The sequence below is a fragment of the Stutzerimonas stutzeri genome, assembly GCF_024448935.1.
GTDB lineage: Bacteria > Pseudomonadota > Gammaproteobacteria > Pseudomonadales > Pseudomonadaceae > Stutzerimonas > Stutzerimonas stutzeri_AO.
Map to the genome: position 1 here is coordinate 56,149 of NZ_JAMOIE010000008.1, position 15,044 is coordinate 71,192.

At 54.7% G+C, this 15,044-nt stretch carries 19 protein-coding genes; 10 read left to right on the plus strand and 9 right to left on the minus strand.

Annotated elements, in window-relative coordinates; translation table 11 throughout:
- From NA637_RS03920 to NA637_RS03950, 7 genes are all read right to left on the minus strand, one after another.
- On the minus strand, positions 1-393 hold the full coding sequence (locus tag NA637_RS03920) for a hypothetical protein (protein ID WP_009684346.1): 393 nt from the start codon (positions 391-393) through the stop codon (positions 1-3).
- 17 nt (positions 394-410) lie between these two features.
- Complete coding sequence (locus tag NA637_RS03925) at positions 411-944, minus strand: hypothetical protein (RefSeq protein ID WP_009684347.1); 534 nt, start codon at positions 942-944, stop codon at positions 411-413.
- A gap of 10 nt (positions 945-954) precedes the next feature.
- Entirely contained in the window at positions 955-1,884 is a 930-nt protein-coding gene (locus NA637_RS03930) for a hypothetical protein (protein ID WP_009684348.1), read from the minus strand.
- Entirely contained in the window at positions 1,884-3,119 is a 1,236-nt protein-coding gene (locus tag NA637_RS03935; protein WP_009684349.1) for a DotG/IcmE/VirB10 family protein, read from the minus strand. The genes NA637_RS03930 and NA637_RS03935 overlap by 1 nt, the downstream gene beginning before the upstream one ends.
- A gap of 2 nt (positions 3,120-3,121) precedes the next feature.
- Entirely contained in the window at positions 3,122-4,042 is a 921-nt protein-coding gene (locus NA637_RS03940; RefSeq protein ID WP_009684350.1) for a DotH/IcmK family type IV secretion protein, read from the minus strand.
- On the minus strand, positions 4,039-4,692 hold the full coding sequence (locus NA637_RS03945; RefSeq protein ID WP_009684351.1) for a DotI/IcmL family type IV secretion protein: 654 nt from the start codon (positions 4,690-4,692) through the stop codon (positions 4,039-4,041). The genes NA637_RS03940 and NA637_RS03945 overlap by 4 nt, the downstream gene beginning before the upstream one ends.
- A gap of 133 nt (positions 4,693-4,825) precedes the next feature.
- Positions 4,826-5,344: a hypothetical protein gene (locus NA637_RS03950; RefSeq protein ID WP_009684352.1), complete on the minus strand. Its 519-nt coding sequence runs from the start codon at positions 5,342-5,344 to the stop codon at positions 4,826-4,828.
- 1,279 nt (positions 5,345-6,623) lie between these two features.
- On the opposite strand from NA637_RS03950, the gene NA637_RS03955 reads away from it, so the two are divergent.
- A complete protein-coding gene (locus NA637_RS03955) occupies positions 6,624-7,943 on the plus strand; it encodes a replication initiation protein (protein WP_009684354.1) in 1,320 nt (439 codons plus the stop codon).
- Between the two features lie 384 nt (positions 7,944-8,327).
- Here the strand turns inward: NA637_RS03955 and NA637_RS03960 are convergent, their stop codons facing one another.
- Together NA637_RS03960 and NA637_RS03965 are read right to left on the minus strand one after the other, a co-directional pair.
- Complete coding sequence (locus NA637_RS03960; protein WP_015026520.1) at positions 8,328-9,284, minus strand: ParB/RepB/Spo0J family partition protein; 957 nt, start codon at positions 9,282-9,284, stop codon at positions 8,328-8,330.
- A gap of 89 nt (positions 9,285-9,373) precedes the next feature.
- Complete coding sequence (locus NA637_RS03965) at positions 9,374-10,498, minus strand: AAA family ATPase (RefSeq protein WP_009684356.1); 1,125 nt, start codon at positions 10,496-10,498, stop codon at positions 9,374-9,376.
- 299 nt (positions 10,499-10,797) lie between these two features.
- Between NA637_RS03965 and NA637_RS03970 the strand changes: the two genes are divergently transcribed.
- The 9 genes from NA637_RS03970 (at position 10,798) to NA637_RS04010 (ending at position 15,029) form a co-directional block, all read left to right on the plus strand.
- Entirely contained in the window at positions 10,798-11,070 is a 273-nt protein-coding gene (locus tag NA637_RS03970; RefSeq protein ID WP_009684357.1) for a hypothetical protein, read from the plus strand.
- Positions 11,070-11,993, plus strand: a complete 924-nt coding sequence (locus NA637_RS03975) for a hypothetical protein (RefSeq protein WP_023118095.1) — start codon at positions 11,070-11,072, stop codon at positions 11,991-11,993. The genes NA637_RS03970 and NA637_RS03975 overlap by 1 nt, the downstream gene beginning before the upstream one ends.
- Before the next feature lie 54 nt (positions 11,994-12,047).
- Positions 12,048-12,575, plus strand: coding sequence for a hypothetical protein (locus tag NA637_RS03980; RefSeq protein ID WP_009684360.1), 528 nt, complete (start codon positions 12,048-12,050; stop codon positions 12,573-12,575).
- Between the two features lie 59 nt (positions 12,576-12,634).
- Positions 12,635-12,868 carry a hypothetical protein gene (locus NA637_RS03985; RefSeq protein WP_009684361.1) on the plus strand — a complete coding sequence of 78 codons (234 nt, stop codon included), beginning with the start codon at positions 12,635-12,637 and terminating at the stop codon, positions 12,866-12,868.
- Positions 12,869-12,877: 9 nt separating this feature from the next.
- Positions 12,878-13,219, plus strand: a complete 342-nt coding sequence (locus tag NA637_RS03990) for a hypothetical protein (RefSeq protein WP_009684362.1) — start codon at positions 12,878-12,880, stop codon at positions 13,217-13,219.
- A gap of 12 nt (positions 13,220-13,231) precedes the next feature.
- The gene (locus NA637_RS03995; RefSeq protein WP_131201116.1) at positions 13,232-13,426 is read left to right on the plus strand and encodes a hypothetical protein; all 195 of its coding nucleotides are present in this window, start codon (positions 13,232-13,234) and stop codon (positions 13,424-13,426) included.
- Positions 13,427-13,467: 41 nt separating this feature from the next.
- Positions 13,468-13,773, plus strand: coding sequence for a hypothetical protein (locus tag NA637_RS04000; RefSeq protein WP_009684363.1), 306 nt, complete (start codon positions 13,468-13,470; stop codon positions 13,771-13,773).
- A 19-nt stretch (positions 13,774-13,792) separates the two neighbouring features.
- A complete protein-coding gene (locus NA637_RS04005) occupies positions 13,793-14,554 on the plus strand; it encodes a hypothetical protein (protein ID WP_009684364.1) in 762 nt (253 codons plus the stop codon).
- A gap of 112 nt (positions 14,555-14,666) precedes the next feature.
- Positions 14,667-15,029 carry a histone-like nucleoid-structuring protein, MvaT/MvaU family gene (locus NA637_RS04010; RefSeq protein WP_009684365.1) on the plus strand — a complete coding sequence of 121 codons (363 nt, stop codon included), beginning with the start codon at positions 14,667-14,669 and terminating at the stop codon, positions 15,027-15,029.
- The last annotated feature ends 15 nt before the right edge of the window (positions 15,030-15,044 follow it).

Genomic DNA, 15,044 nt, shown 5'->3' on the forward strand with positions numbered 1-15,044 from the left:
TTAACGCTGGATCTGCACACGAGACTTGTCGCCGCCGCCTTCACCCCAAATGGTGTCAGAGCCAGTTTCGATCCCGCTTGCGATGTACAACAGGAAAGCACCGCCAAACAGCAGAATGGCAGCCATTGAGATCTTCCCTTGCGCACCATCGGTTTTGTTGTATTTCTTGATCTCGAAGATCGACAGGCCGACCATGATCAAACCACCCAGCGCGAACAAAGCCTGCGCTCCCACCCCCAGGCCGTCAGCTTCAGTGGCTGCGCGACGACCGATTGCACCTACACCCTCGCCGTGAGCAAGCTCGGTAAAGGCCAGCATCGCCATTGCGCTGGTAGAGTAAAAACAAACTTTCGCCTTGTTCCAAAAACCGCGCAGCGTACTCATTACTTTCATAGGATGGTCTCCTTTCTCTATAGAACTTCCCCGAAACCGAAGGTCTCAGAGAACATATTTACTGTACCGACGATGTTGATTAGCGCTACACCAGCCACTAATCGGATAAACGATTTTTTGAAAACCTCATCACTTCCGTTCTGACCACTTCCAATCCGCCGCATACTCATCCAGCCTCGGGCATAGGTGATGTATCCGTAGAACCGGAGGCAAAGAACAATGACCCCAATCAACTCTGAAGTTTGAGCCGGCATATTTGCCGAGCCTTGATAGCTCATGAGGTTCTTCACCGATACCGAGCCACCCCAAAATGAGTCCAAAGCGGTGTCAATACTTGCCGCGAAGTTGAAAAGTGCCACGCCGCAGAAGAAATACATAATCGGCGTGGTCCAGGTCATACCCTGGCCACCCGTCTTATCAACTTGGATTGCTTTAAAAACTGCGTTGCCAGTCAGTACTAGGCCCAGCAAAGCCACAACCGCGTTCAACAGATCCTCCAGTCCGGGGAACTGCTGGGCGAAGCTGGCCAGCATCGTCGAGGCGTCGATCATCTCAGCGGCCTCAGCGGTAGACGACGCCGTTGGACATGATCACTTGCCCTTGGTCTGGATCAATGCGCTGCACGGAGCCAACTCCTGGGATCGTGTCGCCAACGGAAACGCTGATGCTCTCCCCTCCCTTCGTCACGAACCACGCTCGACCTTCGAGCACGGCCTTGAGCGACATGCTGGCAGGCGAATTTTTCTGCTGGCCCGATCCAGCCTGAGACTTCTGAACCTGACGCTGGGGTTGCGGTTGTGGCTTCTTCTGCGAGGCTGCTTGAGAAGTGCTGGACTTACTTGCGGAACTAGGCTTCGGCGCCGGCTTGGCAGCGGTTTTCGGCAGCGACTTCTTGATTTCGTCCAGCGTTTCCTGAATTGCCTTCAACTGAATATCTTGCTGCTCCAACTGTTTTTGAACCTGAGCAATCGAAGCCATTTCCTGGCCCGATGTCGGCACCGGAGCCGCCGTTGCAGCTTGCGGCTCCATCGTTACGTGCGGCTGTATCTGCGCAGCTTGTCCGACCGGAGCAACAGGCTGCTGCATAACCGGTGGTGCCGGCGATTCGGATACCGGCAGCGCGGCCTGCACTTGTGGATCTGCCACATAGTTCTGCGCCTGCTGGTACTGGCCAACCGGCTCCGGCACGGGAGAGGGGGGATTCGGTTGCGGCTGATACCCCTGCCCCTGGTAGCCGTACTGCCCTGCCCCTTGGCCAGAAGGCTGATCGATAGTGATCGGGGCGGTCCCATAACCTTGGTCATTGCTATGGAAGAACCGGGGGCCGAATATCTTGAACAATGCGAGGCCAACAACGAGAGCCGCAACAACGTACATCCCGTAGGTCATCAGTTGACCGTTCTTGTTGCTCTTTTTCTTGTCGGCAGGCGGGGCATCGTCCTCATCGAACTCATTCTGTTGCCCGAGAATATCTTCCTGATCAATACTCATTACTTATTCCCCTCGCCCTTAATTTCAACATCATTCATGAACAGGAAGCAGACGGCAGTTCCCGAGTCGATAGTAATCGTTGGTTTTCTGTTAACCCCATCGGCCAGGCTATCGGCAACTCTTTTACCTACATTCCCAGCCGCAGCAGAAAGAATTTGCGTGTTATCCAAAGCATCGGTTTGGACGACAGTCCCGCTGGGACTCGCTACAAGTTGTTGATTCTGGCCAGCCTGCATAATTGCAGTGCCATATCCTTCTAGAAAAGTTGCAGCGAGGAACAGGCCATAGCGCTGAACCAGGTGATTATCGACATCAGTGGCCAGAGCAGTTCTAGCGGTATTCGGATCGACTGCATAAGCATCGACTTGGACAGATCCATTCACACCAGGAATATTTGCGGTAGTAAAATGCAAAGTTGCTTTTTGGGCGTTTTGACCTGTTTCAATCTTACCGAGCAGCTTGGTACGCTTCAGCTCGCCTTCTTGCCATATCGTGGCAAGAACCGGCCCTGGCTCGTCAGTATTAACTGCAGTATCAACTTGCCCACATTGCAAATCACCAGCCCGGGCGAGCTTCAGCGCTGGTGTCTGCTGCACATTTGAAGCAGCACCGACCTGCCCTTTTCCTCCAACCCCTGAAGCCGTGTTAGCCGTCGCTGTCGAGTAAATATCAAGTGTTTTATGGGAGGAAGGCTCCCAGTTTTTTACTAGCAAACCGACTTGTTGGCTCATAGCCTCTTTGCGGGCCTTGATCGCCTCGTCATTAGCGCGCCTGGCCTCGTCATAACGTTTCTGCGCATCAGCCAGCTGCTTCTCGCGCTCTTCGTTACGACGTCGGACTGCTTCCGGATCTTCCTCCGGCGCCTTTTTCTTTGGCGGCGCAGCATCCTCAATGACGGTCTCGGTTACGCCAGTTCGGACAGTAGGGACCGCGCTGCTGCCGGATTGAACAGCAGCTCGAACATTGTCGGAATTTTCCTGAGCAATGTATGCGTCATACTGAGGGGTAGACTGGGGCATTGGCCCACCACCACTCATGACAGCCGGACCTTGGAGCCCTTGGTAGCTATTGACGTAGCTCGGATCTGCATTGGTTTTCTTGTTGCTCGTGAAGAGCCAATAACCAGCCCCCGCAGCTATCAACATAATCAAAAAAGAACCACCATAGATCAACCTGGTAGGCCCATCACTTAGGGCAACTTTCAGATTATCCAACTTCGAAATCTTATCCGCCATAATCAATAGCCGCTCAGACTGACGTTAAGTGGAGCCCCATTGCTCAGCGCAACAACGACAGGAGTCCGAGGTATCTCATAAACAGCAATTCCATCCGGTGATCGCTGCATAGAAAGATAAGCTGGGGACAAAAGTGCATAGTTCGTCCGCACAAAAAACTTATCTTTGTATTCCCATGCCATCACTTCCGTATTCGAGCTAGTCAGTAGCTTGGCGCCGTCAGGGCCGAATCCCGACAGCATGGTGAGGATTGCAGGCGCGACTCCTTTAGGCAGAGCTGCGGTCGCAATATTGCCGATCCCCTGAACACGGACATCTACTCGATCATCAACTTCCCGCTGACCACTTACCAGAGTCAGTGAAATAGGAACGCTCACGTCAACCAAAGTGATTGATACGTTGCCAAAAGCGTAAGGTGACTTGGGCGAAATCTTCACGTAGTTAGAGCCTGACTTTTCAGCATCCTTTTCCCAGGTGACTGTGAAGTCTTTGTCCCCGCCTCCGATATCGACTGTTTTGACGATTAACGGGTTACCTGCCTGGTCAACAACCATCAGCGTTGTGACAAAACCACTGAATAAGCGGACTACTTGCGGGGTAGCGCCCGGCGAAAGCGACACCGTCACCGAATTGGTGACGATTTTCGGGAAGAATCGCGGGAGGGCCGCAGCTGCTCGCTCAGTATCATCAACCTGCTGCCGTAGGTTCCTGATCTGAGAAGGAGTCAAAGGCGCAGCTTGCTCGACGGCCTGCTGATACGCGGCATCATTGATGTCCGGCAGCGGTGGCAGCGCAGGAATAGCCATCTCCCCCGCGGTGGCAGGATTCTGACCAGGCACACTTTCAGCCGTATCAGCATGCGCTGGGCCCGCCGAAAGGACGAACCAAATCAAGCCGGCTGAAACTTTGACCAGGCGGCTCATCGAAGGTCGCCCCCGAGGTATTGCGCGATCCCCAGCCCATCGCGGCTTTCAAACGGGTTCACCCGGGTGACAAGCAGCGTCACCAGCGTTTTCTGAGTGGCGACGGTTCGCCCACCTTGCCCCCCCTGGAAACTGACGATGAAAGGAACTTCGATCTGCCAGGTCCACACACCGCGGCGCATCCCTTGGTTGGTTACCACCGGTGCAGCAAGGGGCACCGCCGAGGTCACCAGTCGCTGTTTCTTGACTAGGTCCAGATTGCCGGAGCGGTCCAGCGCTTCCATGAACATCGACCAGCCGTCCGGAGTGAAGCACTGCGAGTTGCGCTGCAGCTGCTTCTGCGAGTGCACGAAGTCGTAGCTGTTCGCACCAGCAACACATTCGACTGTCCAGTCCAACAGTTTCTGGGGCGATACAAAGGGTTCGCTCAGCGGAACCATCTGCGTGAGCCTTCCAGTCACCGAGTCCTGGCCGAAGTACTCACGCTCGACGTCACGGGTTTTGACCCAGACGAAAGCACCGCCGGTGACGAAGTTCAGCACAATAGAGAAGATCAGGGCGTTCAGCAGTTTGCCGAAGTATTTCTTGTAGAACTGCAGACGGCTCAGATCCAGGCAGTGCTCGTCATCGCGTGGTGAAGTACCTGACATACCGAACGAACCCCAACGACTTTCATTAGTTGATAGATGCGGAAAATACGCAAAAATACCTTTAGTGTCAACGAATGGACACCGCACTTTTTCCTGTTGTCGGGTTGAGATGCTACTGAGGATGGGGCCGCCCTCAGGCGGCCGATTTGAAATTGACCACGCAGCTGTGGTCGAACGAGGCATCGTCGTCGGCTATCGCCATCATGTCCGCCATTGCCTGGCGGAGCTGCTCCAAGGACGTTGCCGACTCGACAACAAAACCCAGTCCTTTCAGGTAGGTCACAACGAAGTCGACATCGCTGGCCACAATGAAACCAGCCTTCAATGCCCCAAACGCATCGACCACATGCCCCGTGAAGCAGAACACGTTGCTTTCAGGATAGGGCTGGATCTCTGCCGGATAGACGTCTACGTAATCAGTCGGCTCGATATCAGGATGGCGATGAGCGATGAGCTCCAGGATGGAAACGGTCTGTTTCACCTCAGCCAATGAAGTGATCGCCGAGATGTAGAAACCACATTCCCGCATCGACCGAATTGCCTCCTCGGCCGACTGTGCAACGGCGTATCCACTCTTCAGCTCGCCACCGAGCTCTCCTTCAAGGTGCCCACAGAAACTGAACACCTCGTTCTCTGCATAGGTAGAAGACATGTATTCGCTCCCCTACCTGGTTAGCGGGGGCGCAGAGTGCCGTTCTGCGGCGGAGACGGCAGATCAGCCAGATCAAGCTTCGGCCGGTTACTGGTACTGGAAGCCACAGCGAACATACCGCGGCTGACCCCCGTGTTGTCTTTCGGCACATCGAACAACGGCAGCGGACCTTGCATAGCGAACCTCTCCCATACGGCGAAAGCCGCAAAATTGGTTTATGTCGCCTAAAAGCATCGCGGATAGCACAACAAAAGTCAAAATAAGCCATCGGCCCCATATCCATTCACCTTTGCCACCCACGATCCCCCCAGACACGATTTGCCGCCCCATATGCGTTCACCTTTCATGCTCTCCTCCCCAAGCCAACCCCATAAACGTTCACCTTTGGCGGGATTTAGGTCACATGTGGCTGCTTGTTTATGGCCAACGGGAGATCGGCTGCCTGCCCATAAATGTTCACCCTTTAAATAAAAAGTACCCCGCAGACGCCTGTATTTACTGGGGTTTATGCCGCGCTTGATGGCCTCCCCATATTTTTTCACCTTTGCCACCTTCCGCGCCTCATCGGGGCATCGAACGGTGACTCATTTCAGTGGCCTGGTCGGATGCCGACCCGTTGTCAGATCCACAACTCACGCTCAACCCCATAAACGTTCACCTTTTAAGGGGCTACACCTCCTAACCTCCCCATAAACGTTCACCTTTCCCCCGATCCTGGTGCTCGACCAGTAGCCTTCAAATGGCCCCATATGCTTTCACCTTTGCTCAGGAGGCCCCATAAACGTTCACTTCACGCTCCCCACATCCATTCACCTTTCGCCCCACATCCATTCACCTCTCACCCCATAGCCTTTCACCATTGCTCCCCATAAACTTTCACCTTCGCCCCATAAGTTTTCACTTCTCACCCCATATATATTCACCCTCACCCCATAAACGTTCACCTTAACCCCAATAAAACCCTTTAAAATCAAACACTTAGCAGCCTCTAAATATCTGTTTGTTTGTTTAAAAAAGAAACAGACAAACAGACATGGGATCCAATCCAGAAAGTTTTTGTATGTGTGTGAAAATATATTGACTAGAATTTAAACAGCGGTTTAACTACCGCAAAATTCGACCGAGCGGGTACCTGCAACCGGACCGGACCGGAGTGGAGTGGACCTCAAGCACCGCAGCTCGCGAGAGGTTGTCTGTCTGTCTGTTTTGTTCGTTTCTTGATCATTTTTGACTTTCGTCATAGTATCTATGCAGTTTTGGAGGCTTGCAGGGGGGAAGCATGGGCATGCCGGCAGCAACACCGGGGCAAAACGTCCTGGCGCCAAGCGTTCGGAAGCACGCTGGGGCGATTCACATCAAGAACGACATTTCGTGCCTTCAGCGGAAGGCTTGGAACGTCCTGCTGCACAATGCCTACGATGACTTCCCAGACGTGAACCTGCAGCTGCACACCATCCCTGTTCGCGACCTTATGGATCTCGCTGGGTTTGACAGTAAAAACGTCAAATACCTCAAGGACGCCCTTGAGGACATGGTCACCACCAAGATCAAATGGGACATCATCGATCACCAGGGCAAGAGCGACTGGGGTGTGACCACGGCGCTTGCTAGCGCCTCGATCAAAGACGGGATCTGCAGCTATGCCTACAGTCCGCAGCTGCGGACAAAGCTCTACAATCCGGAGTTCTATGCTCGAATTGACCTGCTGATCATCTCGCGCTTCAGCTCAGGGCATGCCCTTGCTTTGTACGAGAATTGCGCTCGCTACAGAGCAATCAATCAAACACCAATCCTCCCTCTCCCCCTCTTCCGTGAGCTGCTCGGTGTGAACAACACTGCCAGCTATGATGAGTTCAAGATCCTCAACCGGGCTGTCATCCAGCCTGCGATCAAAGAGATCAACTCAATATCGGACATCTGTCTTGAGGTCGAGCTGCAGCGTGAGAAGCGCAAGGTCGTCGGTGTCAAGTTTCGCATCCAGGAGAACGTCCAGGGCGCGTTAGCGATCGACTCTCCATCCAGCTTCAACCACGAGCTGCTGCGGAAGTTGCAGGACGATTTCTGCCTGACGGAAACTCAGGCGAAGGAAGCGCTGGCCCTCCACTCTGAGGATCGTATCTCCATCGTTATGGAATACGTCCAGGAGAAGTACACAGAAGGAAAGATCAAGGCCGGCGCGAAAGGCATTGCCCCCTACTTCCTCCGTGTTCTGCGCGATGGAGATGTGAAGCTGGCCAAGACTGGGCTCGACAAGCTTCTGCAAGGCGGGGCTCAGGCTAGTCCCAAAGCCGCTCAGGCTGGTCAACAGAGCCTTCTGCAGGATGACGATGCTGTCCGCCGCGAGTTCAACGCTCAGCGCCGGTCGGAGGTTGAACTGCTCCTTGCTGGTATGGACAGTGAGGTGCGCAATTCCCTCAATGATCAGTTTGCAGCAACCCTGGTTGGGCAGCGCCTCATGTTGAAGAAATGGGCCGAATTCCTCGCCAAAGGTGAAGGTAGTGCCATGGTCGTCAACAACTTCTACATGTTCGTCGCTGAAAAACTGCTGCCTCCTTACGAAGAAGCGCTTGAGCTCTACAGAAAATCGCTTGGTGCGTAAAGGAAAGGGGGCTTCGGCCCCCTTCTCTTTACGCATACCCTTCCCAATCTCCCCTCCCCCACCCTCTCCTTTCCGACCTCCTGTTCTACGATGCACTCCCTCGACCACGTTCAGGCGGAGATGCTGCATGGATGATCTACAAGCAACAACCGTATCGGTTTTCACGGTGAAAAAAACATAGGCATATGCTTGGCACCGGATAGGTGAAAGGATATGGGGGTTGCATGCGAATGTGGTCTTGTTGGCCCTTCTGGCAGCATGAACAGCCCTTTTCACCGTGAAAAGGGCTGCCACATCACTCGCATCAGCTGGTGTCATGTAGGTAAGGTGAAAGAATATGGGGCAAAAAAAAGGGCGCTCATCGCGCCCTTGGTTGGGAAAATCTCAAGCCTCAGATGGTGGATCGAAGTGTTTCTTGATGAGCTCCAGAACCTCCTCCGGATTGACGCCTTTGGGGCAGTCGAGCGTGATCTTCTGCCCTCGAACCTTCAGGTCGGCCAACTCGCGACCTTTCGCGAAGAGCTTAACGGGCACCGGAGGCGCCGGCGGCAAATCACTGCTCTTCCTCACCGAGCTCTTGATCCAAGCAACTGCGGCTTCCTGGGAGAGCTTTCCATCGAAGACGAGTTGCGTAGCTTGGACAACCAGGTCCTTGTGCCCTTCGTCTGCCAATGCCGCCAGATCGGCCACATGCTTAGTGCCGATGAATGCCGGATCGTCTTCAAGCAGTGTGAGAGTCTCTTGCGGCAGCTTGAAGTAGGCCAGGCAGCGACTGATGGTGGCCATGCTTCGACCAACACGGCGGGAAAGCGTCATCTGGTTCTTTACGGCCTTGCTGTCTAGTAGCTTCTTGTAGCTCAACGCACGTTCGAAGTCCGTCAGTGGCTCCTGGGATTCGTTATCTGTGACGGCCAGGACAGCTGCATCTTCGTCAGACAGATCCCGGACATAGGCCTCAATCTTGGTCCATTGCAGGATGTCATGCGCCCGCCAGCGGCGCTCACCACCAACAAGCTCGAAGCGACCATTGGCTTTGGGGCGGACGACGATAGGATTGTTGAGACCGCCGTTGGCCTGGATCGCGTCAGCCAGAAGCTGGAGTGCAACTTCGTTGAAGATCTTCCGTGGCTGATACGGGCTTGGATCAACCATGTCGGTATCGAGAAGCGTGACACCTTCCTTGGCTGGCAGATACTGACCTTCGAGAGGCGCTGCAGGTCCTACAGATTTTTCACCGTGAAAATTCGTCGACTTTTCACCGTGAAAAGTTTCAGCAGGGACACCGGAAGTCTGGGCCTGAGAGTCGTCGAGCAGCCCTCGCTCCGCCAGTATGTCGCTCATCGACCTGCCGAGATTAGCTGCAGGCGCCTCGGCGACGGGGACTCCTTGAATATGGGTTGGTTGGCTAGTCCCGAGTGGGCGCGTAGATTTCATTTCGAAGCCTCCAGGACGTCACGGATACGGGACACTACCTCAGAGAACACGGTGCGGAAAGCGCCGACGGAATTGTCGCTGGCCTGACGCCACAGCGAAACAGGGATGCCTTCCTCAAGACTCTTCGAATAGTCCTCGTTGTGATAAAGCGGGCTCTGCGTCACTTTGCCCGGGAAGAGGGTAGTCAGGCGCTCCAGGTTGGCCTGGATCCGCGGGCGGTTGCGAATGTACATAGTCGGGATCGCAATGATCTCAGGCGACCGCTGGAAGTCCTTGGCGAACTCGCTCAGCCGGAATGCAAGGCGCGACAGGGCTCTGAACGAGAACTTATCCATCCGGATGGGGCAGACCAGGAAATCTGCAGCGACCATCGAGTTGCGAGAAAGCATTGTGCCGGACGGTGCATTGTCCATGATGATCACGTCGTAGCTAGAAAGATCGCAGTGCGGCAGCTTCCCGTTGCGTGCTTGCTCGATGAAGATCGAGTAGCGGAAGTCGCTGCCGTTTGCGTTCCGCAGCACGATATCCATCTCGTCGAGCGTGACTTCGGCCGGAATGAGATGCGGCCCGAATTCGCCAAACGGCTTCTTGATAACCTCTTCCAGCGACAAGGGGGTGTAGGTGCTGCCGACACGCATAAGATTCCCGATGTGCCCGTCTACAGCTCGGGCCCCTGGTACACCGACGTCCTCCAGCTCGGCTGCAGTGAGGTCGGGATCGTAACCCAACATGCTCGTGACATCGGCCTGTGGATCGTTGTCGATCACCAGAGTGCGCAGCCCCATCAAGCTGAACTGTATCGCCAGGTTGCAGGCGGTGGTCGTCTTCGCCGTGCCACCTTTCTGCACGTATACCGAGAGTGTGATAGGTCGAGGGAATGGCTTGATTACGCCACTCTCACGTCTGATCGACGCGATGCGAAAGATATCGTCGAGGGTATAGCCACGTGCTTCGACAGTGCCGCGGGGAATGCGGCGGATGTTGAGATTGTGCTGCTTCTCGATCAGGGCAAGCATGTCCTGGCTTACCTGGATGCACTCTGCCGCGTACTTGCTCGAATAGAACAATTGCTGAAAGTCGGTGAAGGGGTACTGGTCGATGCCGAACTCATTGTTTTCCATTGAAGCGAATCCTTCTCGGGGTTTGTGTGCCTAAAAAGTAGGGCTAACCCCGAGGATTTGCAATACCTGATGCGAAATCCTCGGGGTTTTAGGCTAAAAAAAGGCGTTAAACCCCGAATCGATAGACGGTCAAAGGTGACCTAATCGAGTTTTAGCCTAAACCTATAGGGCTCATGTGACCTAAAAAATGTGCGCTGAGAAGGGCAGGGTAGGGAATAGGTCACAATTGACTTTTGTTTGTTGATCTTTTCGATTTGCTGTGTAGTATAGGTGCACAAGTGCACCGTGGAGAGAATGGCATGACTGCCGAGGAAACCAACGGGGCGTTGCTCCGAAGGCTGATTGAAAAGGCCGGGATGACTCAGCTGGAAGCGTTGGAGCTGGTGAATGTTGGACAGGCCAAGCCGATCGCGGTGAGCACCTGGAAGGCGTACCTGGCGAGTCGGGAAAGCAAACGGTGGCGTGATTGCCCCGAAACGATCCTGGCGCACGCGAAGAGCAGATTGAGCTCTGATAGTCGCGATTCGATAGCAACAAACCAGACAACGGATACGCAGGGTAGGGGACAGTGATGGCAAAACAAGTTGAGATGCCGCTCGATAGCTTCGAACGCGACCTGGTTCAGGGCAGCACGAAGAAGGCTATGTCGGGATCGAAAAGCCGTGATCTCTGGCAGGTGGATCCCCGCGAACTGAAGTTCATGTCGGGCTTTAATGCGCGCACTCCGCGCCCTGGTCTGGAAGCGCATATCCGGGCACTGGCGGACTCGATGAAGTCCGAAGGCTACTACATGGACAAACCCATCGCGGTGTACATCGCTCGCGAAGGTGATCAGGAGGTCAAGTACGTCTCCGATGGCCACTGCCGGACCAAGGCCGTGCTTCTGGCTATTCAAGAAGGCGCCGAGATCGAAACGATTCCTGCGGTACCGGAAGAGCGCGGCGTCTCCCTGGAGGACCTGACCGTAAAGCTGTACCGCAGCAACACCGGTTTGCCCCTGACGCCTTACGAAACGGGCCTGGTTTGCAAACGCCTGATTCGCTACGGCCTAGAGCTCGAAGTCGTCGCCGATCGGATGGGCCTCGGTACTGCCTATGTCGATGGCCTGCTGATGCTCGTAGGGGGACCGAAATCTATTCGTGATGCCGTTATCGACGACCGGATCTCGGCCACTGAAGCGGTCAAGCTGCTGAAGACGCATGGCGACAAGGCCGTCGAGGTTCTTGAGCAGATGCTTGCTGCAGCACAGGCCCAGGGCCGGAACAAAGCGACTGCGAAGCACGCGCCTGGCGCAGCAATCAAGCGAGTGGTGAAGAAGCACTCTGACTCGCTCTACCAGGCTGCTAAGACCGTTCGCCAGGATCCTGGCTATACCTCCCTGGCTGTCGAGACTCGGCTGCTGCTCGATGAGCTGCTGCGTACCCTCGACAGGGCTGAAAAAGATCTGGCGACTGAGGACTCCGACGCGCCTGAAGAGGAACGACAGCAAGCTTAGGTGCTCGCTGTTTTCACCGTGAAAACTGAAAAACCAACCCAAGGATAACAAGCGATGAAGCGCTTCCTGATTGTTGCTGTAATGTTTCCCATGCTGGCCACTTCGGCTCTGGCGGAATCCGGGTCGAACATCTTTCTGAGCGGTAAGGTGTTCAAAGGGGACGAGGTTGTCGCTTCGTTTGCCGCACCGACTCTTCTGGGGAATACCCTTCCCGTTAAAGACCAGGTCCTCCACAGCTATATCGAAAAAGCTGTAAGCGACGGCAAAAAAACGACGCTGATTCCGGGCAAGCTTGTTACGGGCCTCGATATGTCGATGACTCCGACAGCTGTTGTTGGTGAAAACGTGATCGTCGCCGTAAAAGGCTCGCTGGCTGTGCTGGAGGGGTTCGACAAGGCGCCCCTGGCTGGTACTAATCTGGCGATTGATTTGCCGAAGATGAGCCGAAACGAGTTCAGTCAGTCGTTCGAAATCAAAAAGGGACAGCCCCTGGAGTTCGGTTTCGGAGGGTGCACTCTGGTCGACGGTAATCCGACCAATTGCAGCCATAAGCTGATTCTTGATGCTTCTGCAAACAACTGATTCTGCTAGTGGCCTGGCTTTGCCAGGCCACTGTTTGAGATCGCGAGGAAAATACTCAGATGGCAAACAAAAGAAAAACCCCAGCGCAACTGCAGTCCCAGTGCGACGCTTGGAACAAACTGCACGGGCTCGGCACGCTAATCGCCTACGAGGACATCCGCGGTGAAGGGGAGACGCATCGGGGCAAGTCCACCACCGAGGCGCAAGTGCTTGGTGGCCACTCGGCAGTCATTTGGCTGGAAGGGAAGAGTGGTTGCGTTAGCCTCGATCATTGCATGGCTCTGGCGTCGTAAGAGACACACATGATGAAGAACATAGTTTTCTCACTCGCTCTGCTTGGGGCTCTGACGGAGACTGGCCCGGCCTTTGCCGAAAGTAAGTCACTACCCGATTGTGCGGTGACATCTGCCAAGTCTCATGGGGTGGAACTTGCGCTGTTCAGAGCCCTCATGATCCACGAGCTGGGGGAGACGCCTCTTGCAGCGCCTTGCTCGTTCTACGAGGCTGCTGCAGCCAATCTTGCGACTTCCCTGAACAGTCAGCATGGCGATCGCTGGGGTGCGGTGAGTTTGTTCATCCATGGGCGTGTTCTACTGGACGACCCGGTCGTAGAGCGAGTGCGCACAATTTACGAGTCCAAATAGGAAAGCAAGACCATGACTGAAAAACCGCAGGCGATCCCCGATTCGACAACCGAGCAAGAGCAATGCCTGGGCGTTTTCAACGCAGGGCATGGTGTTGTGACCACGCCATCGAGCTACGATCCAGCCCTGTATGAACGTTTTAAGCGCATTTACTCAGAAGGTGAACCGGTGATTATTACCGGAAATATGAAAGTCTTCCGACCATAAGAAAATAGCCGTTCCAACTGAACCGAGTAGGTGAACCAAGCATGGAATTGAAGTTTCGAACCATCACTGGCGCCATCATCGGCGCCGACCCGCAGGCAGAAGCGCCTACCCCCGTGGGCCTAGCTGATCCAGCCTCTGAGCGTGGAGTAGGCCAGGTCGAGCCCGCGCACCTTCTCCGTAAACAAATCGAGCGCGTCATTCGTGAGTACAGCGCTGATCCAGCGCAAGCCGCTCTGGCCGTCTGCGTTATCCTCGACGAGAATCTGGGCCTGGCTGAAGACGGCTGCTTCGACGATGACGAAACCGTGTTGAACGCAATTTTGGCCAATGAACAGGCCGACGACTGAGCTGTTCAGGGGAGTTCCTATGGCAACCAGCAAACGCAACGGCCTGACACAGGCGTCAGGCATCACGGCTGATCTAGTCTTGGAGCTTGGAACCTACTACAGCGCCCAGGACATGCGAAAGGTTCAGACCGGCCTTACTGCCGCTGCCCGCGAAGTCCGTGCTCTGACTCAGTACGGCTCGCTACTTGGGCGCCTGGGCGAGAAACTTTCCCCCGAGCAACGGGAGCTTTTGACCAACGCTGCAGCGCTTCTGGATTCGGTCAAATACAACGTGCAGCACGCAAAGGAGCGCAAGGCTCGCGACGAGAAGGCTATAGCCAAAAAGCGCGAGCTGTGGGAGCGACAGGCCGAGCAACTGGTCAAGACGAACTTTGCCATGCCAGCGGATACCGTGAACGAGCAGTTGCAGATCCTTGAGCTTTACCTGGTTGCCCGGGTTGTTCTGGGGCACGCGGTCTACCTGCAGGACCACTCCCGGCTGCGTAAGGTGATGCAGGAGGAACCGCCGCGTTCTTCACATTACACCGTTGCGCAATGGCGTCGAAATGAGGTTTCGAGCCTCGTCGCGGATTTGCGATCTGCCTTCCGTGACTATTTAAGCTGGGATCTGGAGCGGACGCCCGCCCAGCGTCTGGACGAGTTGCAGGCGAGCCTGGCTACGTATCGCGCCGAGACTCTTACACAGCCTCAAGCCGTAGAAACTATCCGCATCTGGGCCGACGCGCTTAAAGGCGCAGCCTTTATTGCGAGCGTGATGCCCACGTCCAGACCCCCAAAATAGCAAAAATGCTCTCTGCGCGGCCGTATAAGGAGATCGCACGGAAAGTGCACCTGTTTTGAATTCGAACACAAATTCTTTTACTATCAGACCTCCAGAATAAGCGAGCCATGCTATGTCTCTGATTAACGAGTACCGTATTACCGAGCAGGCCATCAAAGATCTCCAGGCTCGTTTAGCTAGCTTGCAGCAGAATGGGCAGATGAAAGCAGAGCTCGAATTCGATACCAAACTGCGTGCTTTGATGTCTGAATACAATAAATCTCTCCGTGATGTCATCAATTTACTTGATCCGCAAGCACAAAACCGCAGTTCGAAGACTCAACCGAATTCTGGGCGCCGTGAGCGGCAGTTAAAACGCTATCTCAACCCAAACACGAACGAGGTTGTTGAAACGAAGGGTGGTAATCACAAGATTCTGAAAGAGTGGAAAACTCAATTCGGCGCCGACGTAGTGGAATCCTGGCTGCAGTCGTAGTTGTCATAGCGATAC

What these genes read in the sequence shown, in the direction of transcription:
- NA637_RS03980 (WP_009684360.1), top strand. Translation starts at nt 12,048, where the DNA reads ATGAAGCGCTTCCTGATTGTTGCTGTAATGTTTCCCATGCTGGCCACT.
- NA637_RS03970 (WP_009684357.1), top strand. Translation starts at nt 10,798, where the DNA reads ATGACTGCCGAGGAAACCAACGGGGCGTTGCTCCGAAGGCTGATTGAA.
- NA637_RS04005 (WP_009684364.1), top strand. Translation starts at nt 13,793, where the DNA reads ATGGCAACCAGCAAACGCAACGGCCTGACACAGGCGTCAGGCATCACG.
- NA637_RS04000 (WP_009684363.1), top strand. Translation starts at nt 13,468, where the DNA reads ATGGAATTGAAGTTTCGAACCATCACTGGCGCCATCATCGGCGCCGAC.
- NA637_RS03920 (WP_009684346.1), bottom strand. Translation starts at nt 393, where the DNA reads ATGAAAGTAATGAGTACGCTGCGCGGTTTTTGGAACAAGGCGAAAGTT.
- NA637_RS03950 (WP_009684352.1), bottom strand. Translation starts at nt 5,344, where the DNA reads ATGTCTTCTACCTATGCAGAGAACGAGGTGTTCAGTTTCTGTGGGCAC.
- NA637_RS04010 (WP_009684365.1), top strand. Translation starts at nt 14,667, where the DNA reads ATGTCTCTGATTAACGAGTACCGTATTACCGAGCAGGCCATCAAAGAT.
- NA637_RS03975 (WP_023118095.1), top strand. Translation starts at nt 11,070, where the DNA reads ATGGCAAAACAAGTTGAGATGCCGCTCGATAGCTTCGAACGCGACCTG.
- NA637_RS03965 (WP_009684356.1), bottom strand. Translation starts at nt 10,498, where the DNA reads ATGGAAAACAATGAGTTCGGCATCGACCAGTACCCCTTCACCGACTTT.
- NA637_RS03960 (WP_015026520.1), bottom strand. Translation starts at nt 9,284, where the DNA reads ATGAGCGACATACTGGCGGAGCGAGGGCTGCTCGACGACTCTCAGGCC.
- NA637_RS03945 (WP_009684351.1), bottom strand. Translation starts at nt 4,692, where the DNA reads ATGTCAGGTACTTCACCACGCGATGACGAGCACTGCCTGGATCTGAGC.
- NA637_RS03940 (WP_009684350.1), bottom strand. Translation starts at nt 4,042, where the DNA reads ATGAGCCGCCTGGTCAAAGTTTCAGCCGGCTTGATTTGGTTCGTCCTT.
- NA637_RS03985 (WP_009684361.1), top strand. Translation starts at nt 12,635, where the DNA reads ATGGCAAACAAAAGAAAAACCCCAGCGCAACTGCAGTCCCAGTGCGAC.
- NA637_RS03990 (WP_009684362.1), top strand. Translation starts at nt 12,878, where the DNA reads ATGATGAAGAACATAGTTTTCTCACTCGCTCTGCTTGGGGCTCTGACG.
- NA637_RS03930 (WP_009684348.1), bottom strand. Translation starts at nt 1,884, where the DNA reads ATGAGTATTGATCAGGAAGATATTCTCGGGCAACAGAATGAGTTCGAT.
- NA637_RS03995 (WP_131201116.1), top strand. Translation starts at nt 13,232, where the DNA reads ATGACTGAAAAACCGCAGGCGATCCCCGATTCGACAACCGAGCAAGAG.
- NA637_RS03955 (WP_009684354.1), top strand. Translation starts at nt 6,624, where the DNA reads ATGGGCATGCCGGCAGCAACACCGGGGCAAAACGTCCTGGCGCCAAGC.
- NA637_RS03925 (WP_009684347.1), bottom strand. Translation starts at nt 944, where the DNA reads ATGATCGACGCCTCGACGATGCTGGCCAGCTTCGCCCAGCAGTTCCCC.
- NA637_RS03935 (WP_009684349.1), bottom strand. Translation starts at nt 3,119, where the DNA reads ATGGCGGATAAGATTTCGAAGTTGGATAATCTGAAAGTTGCCCTAAGT.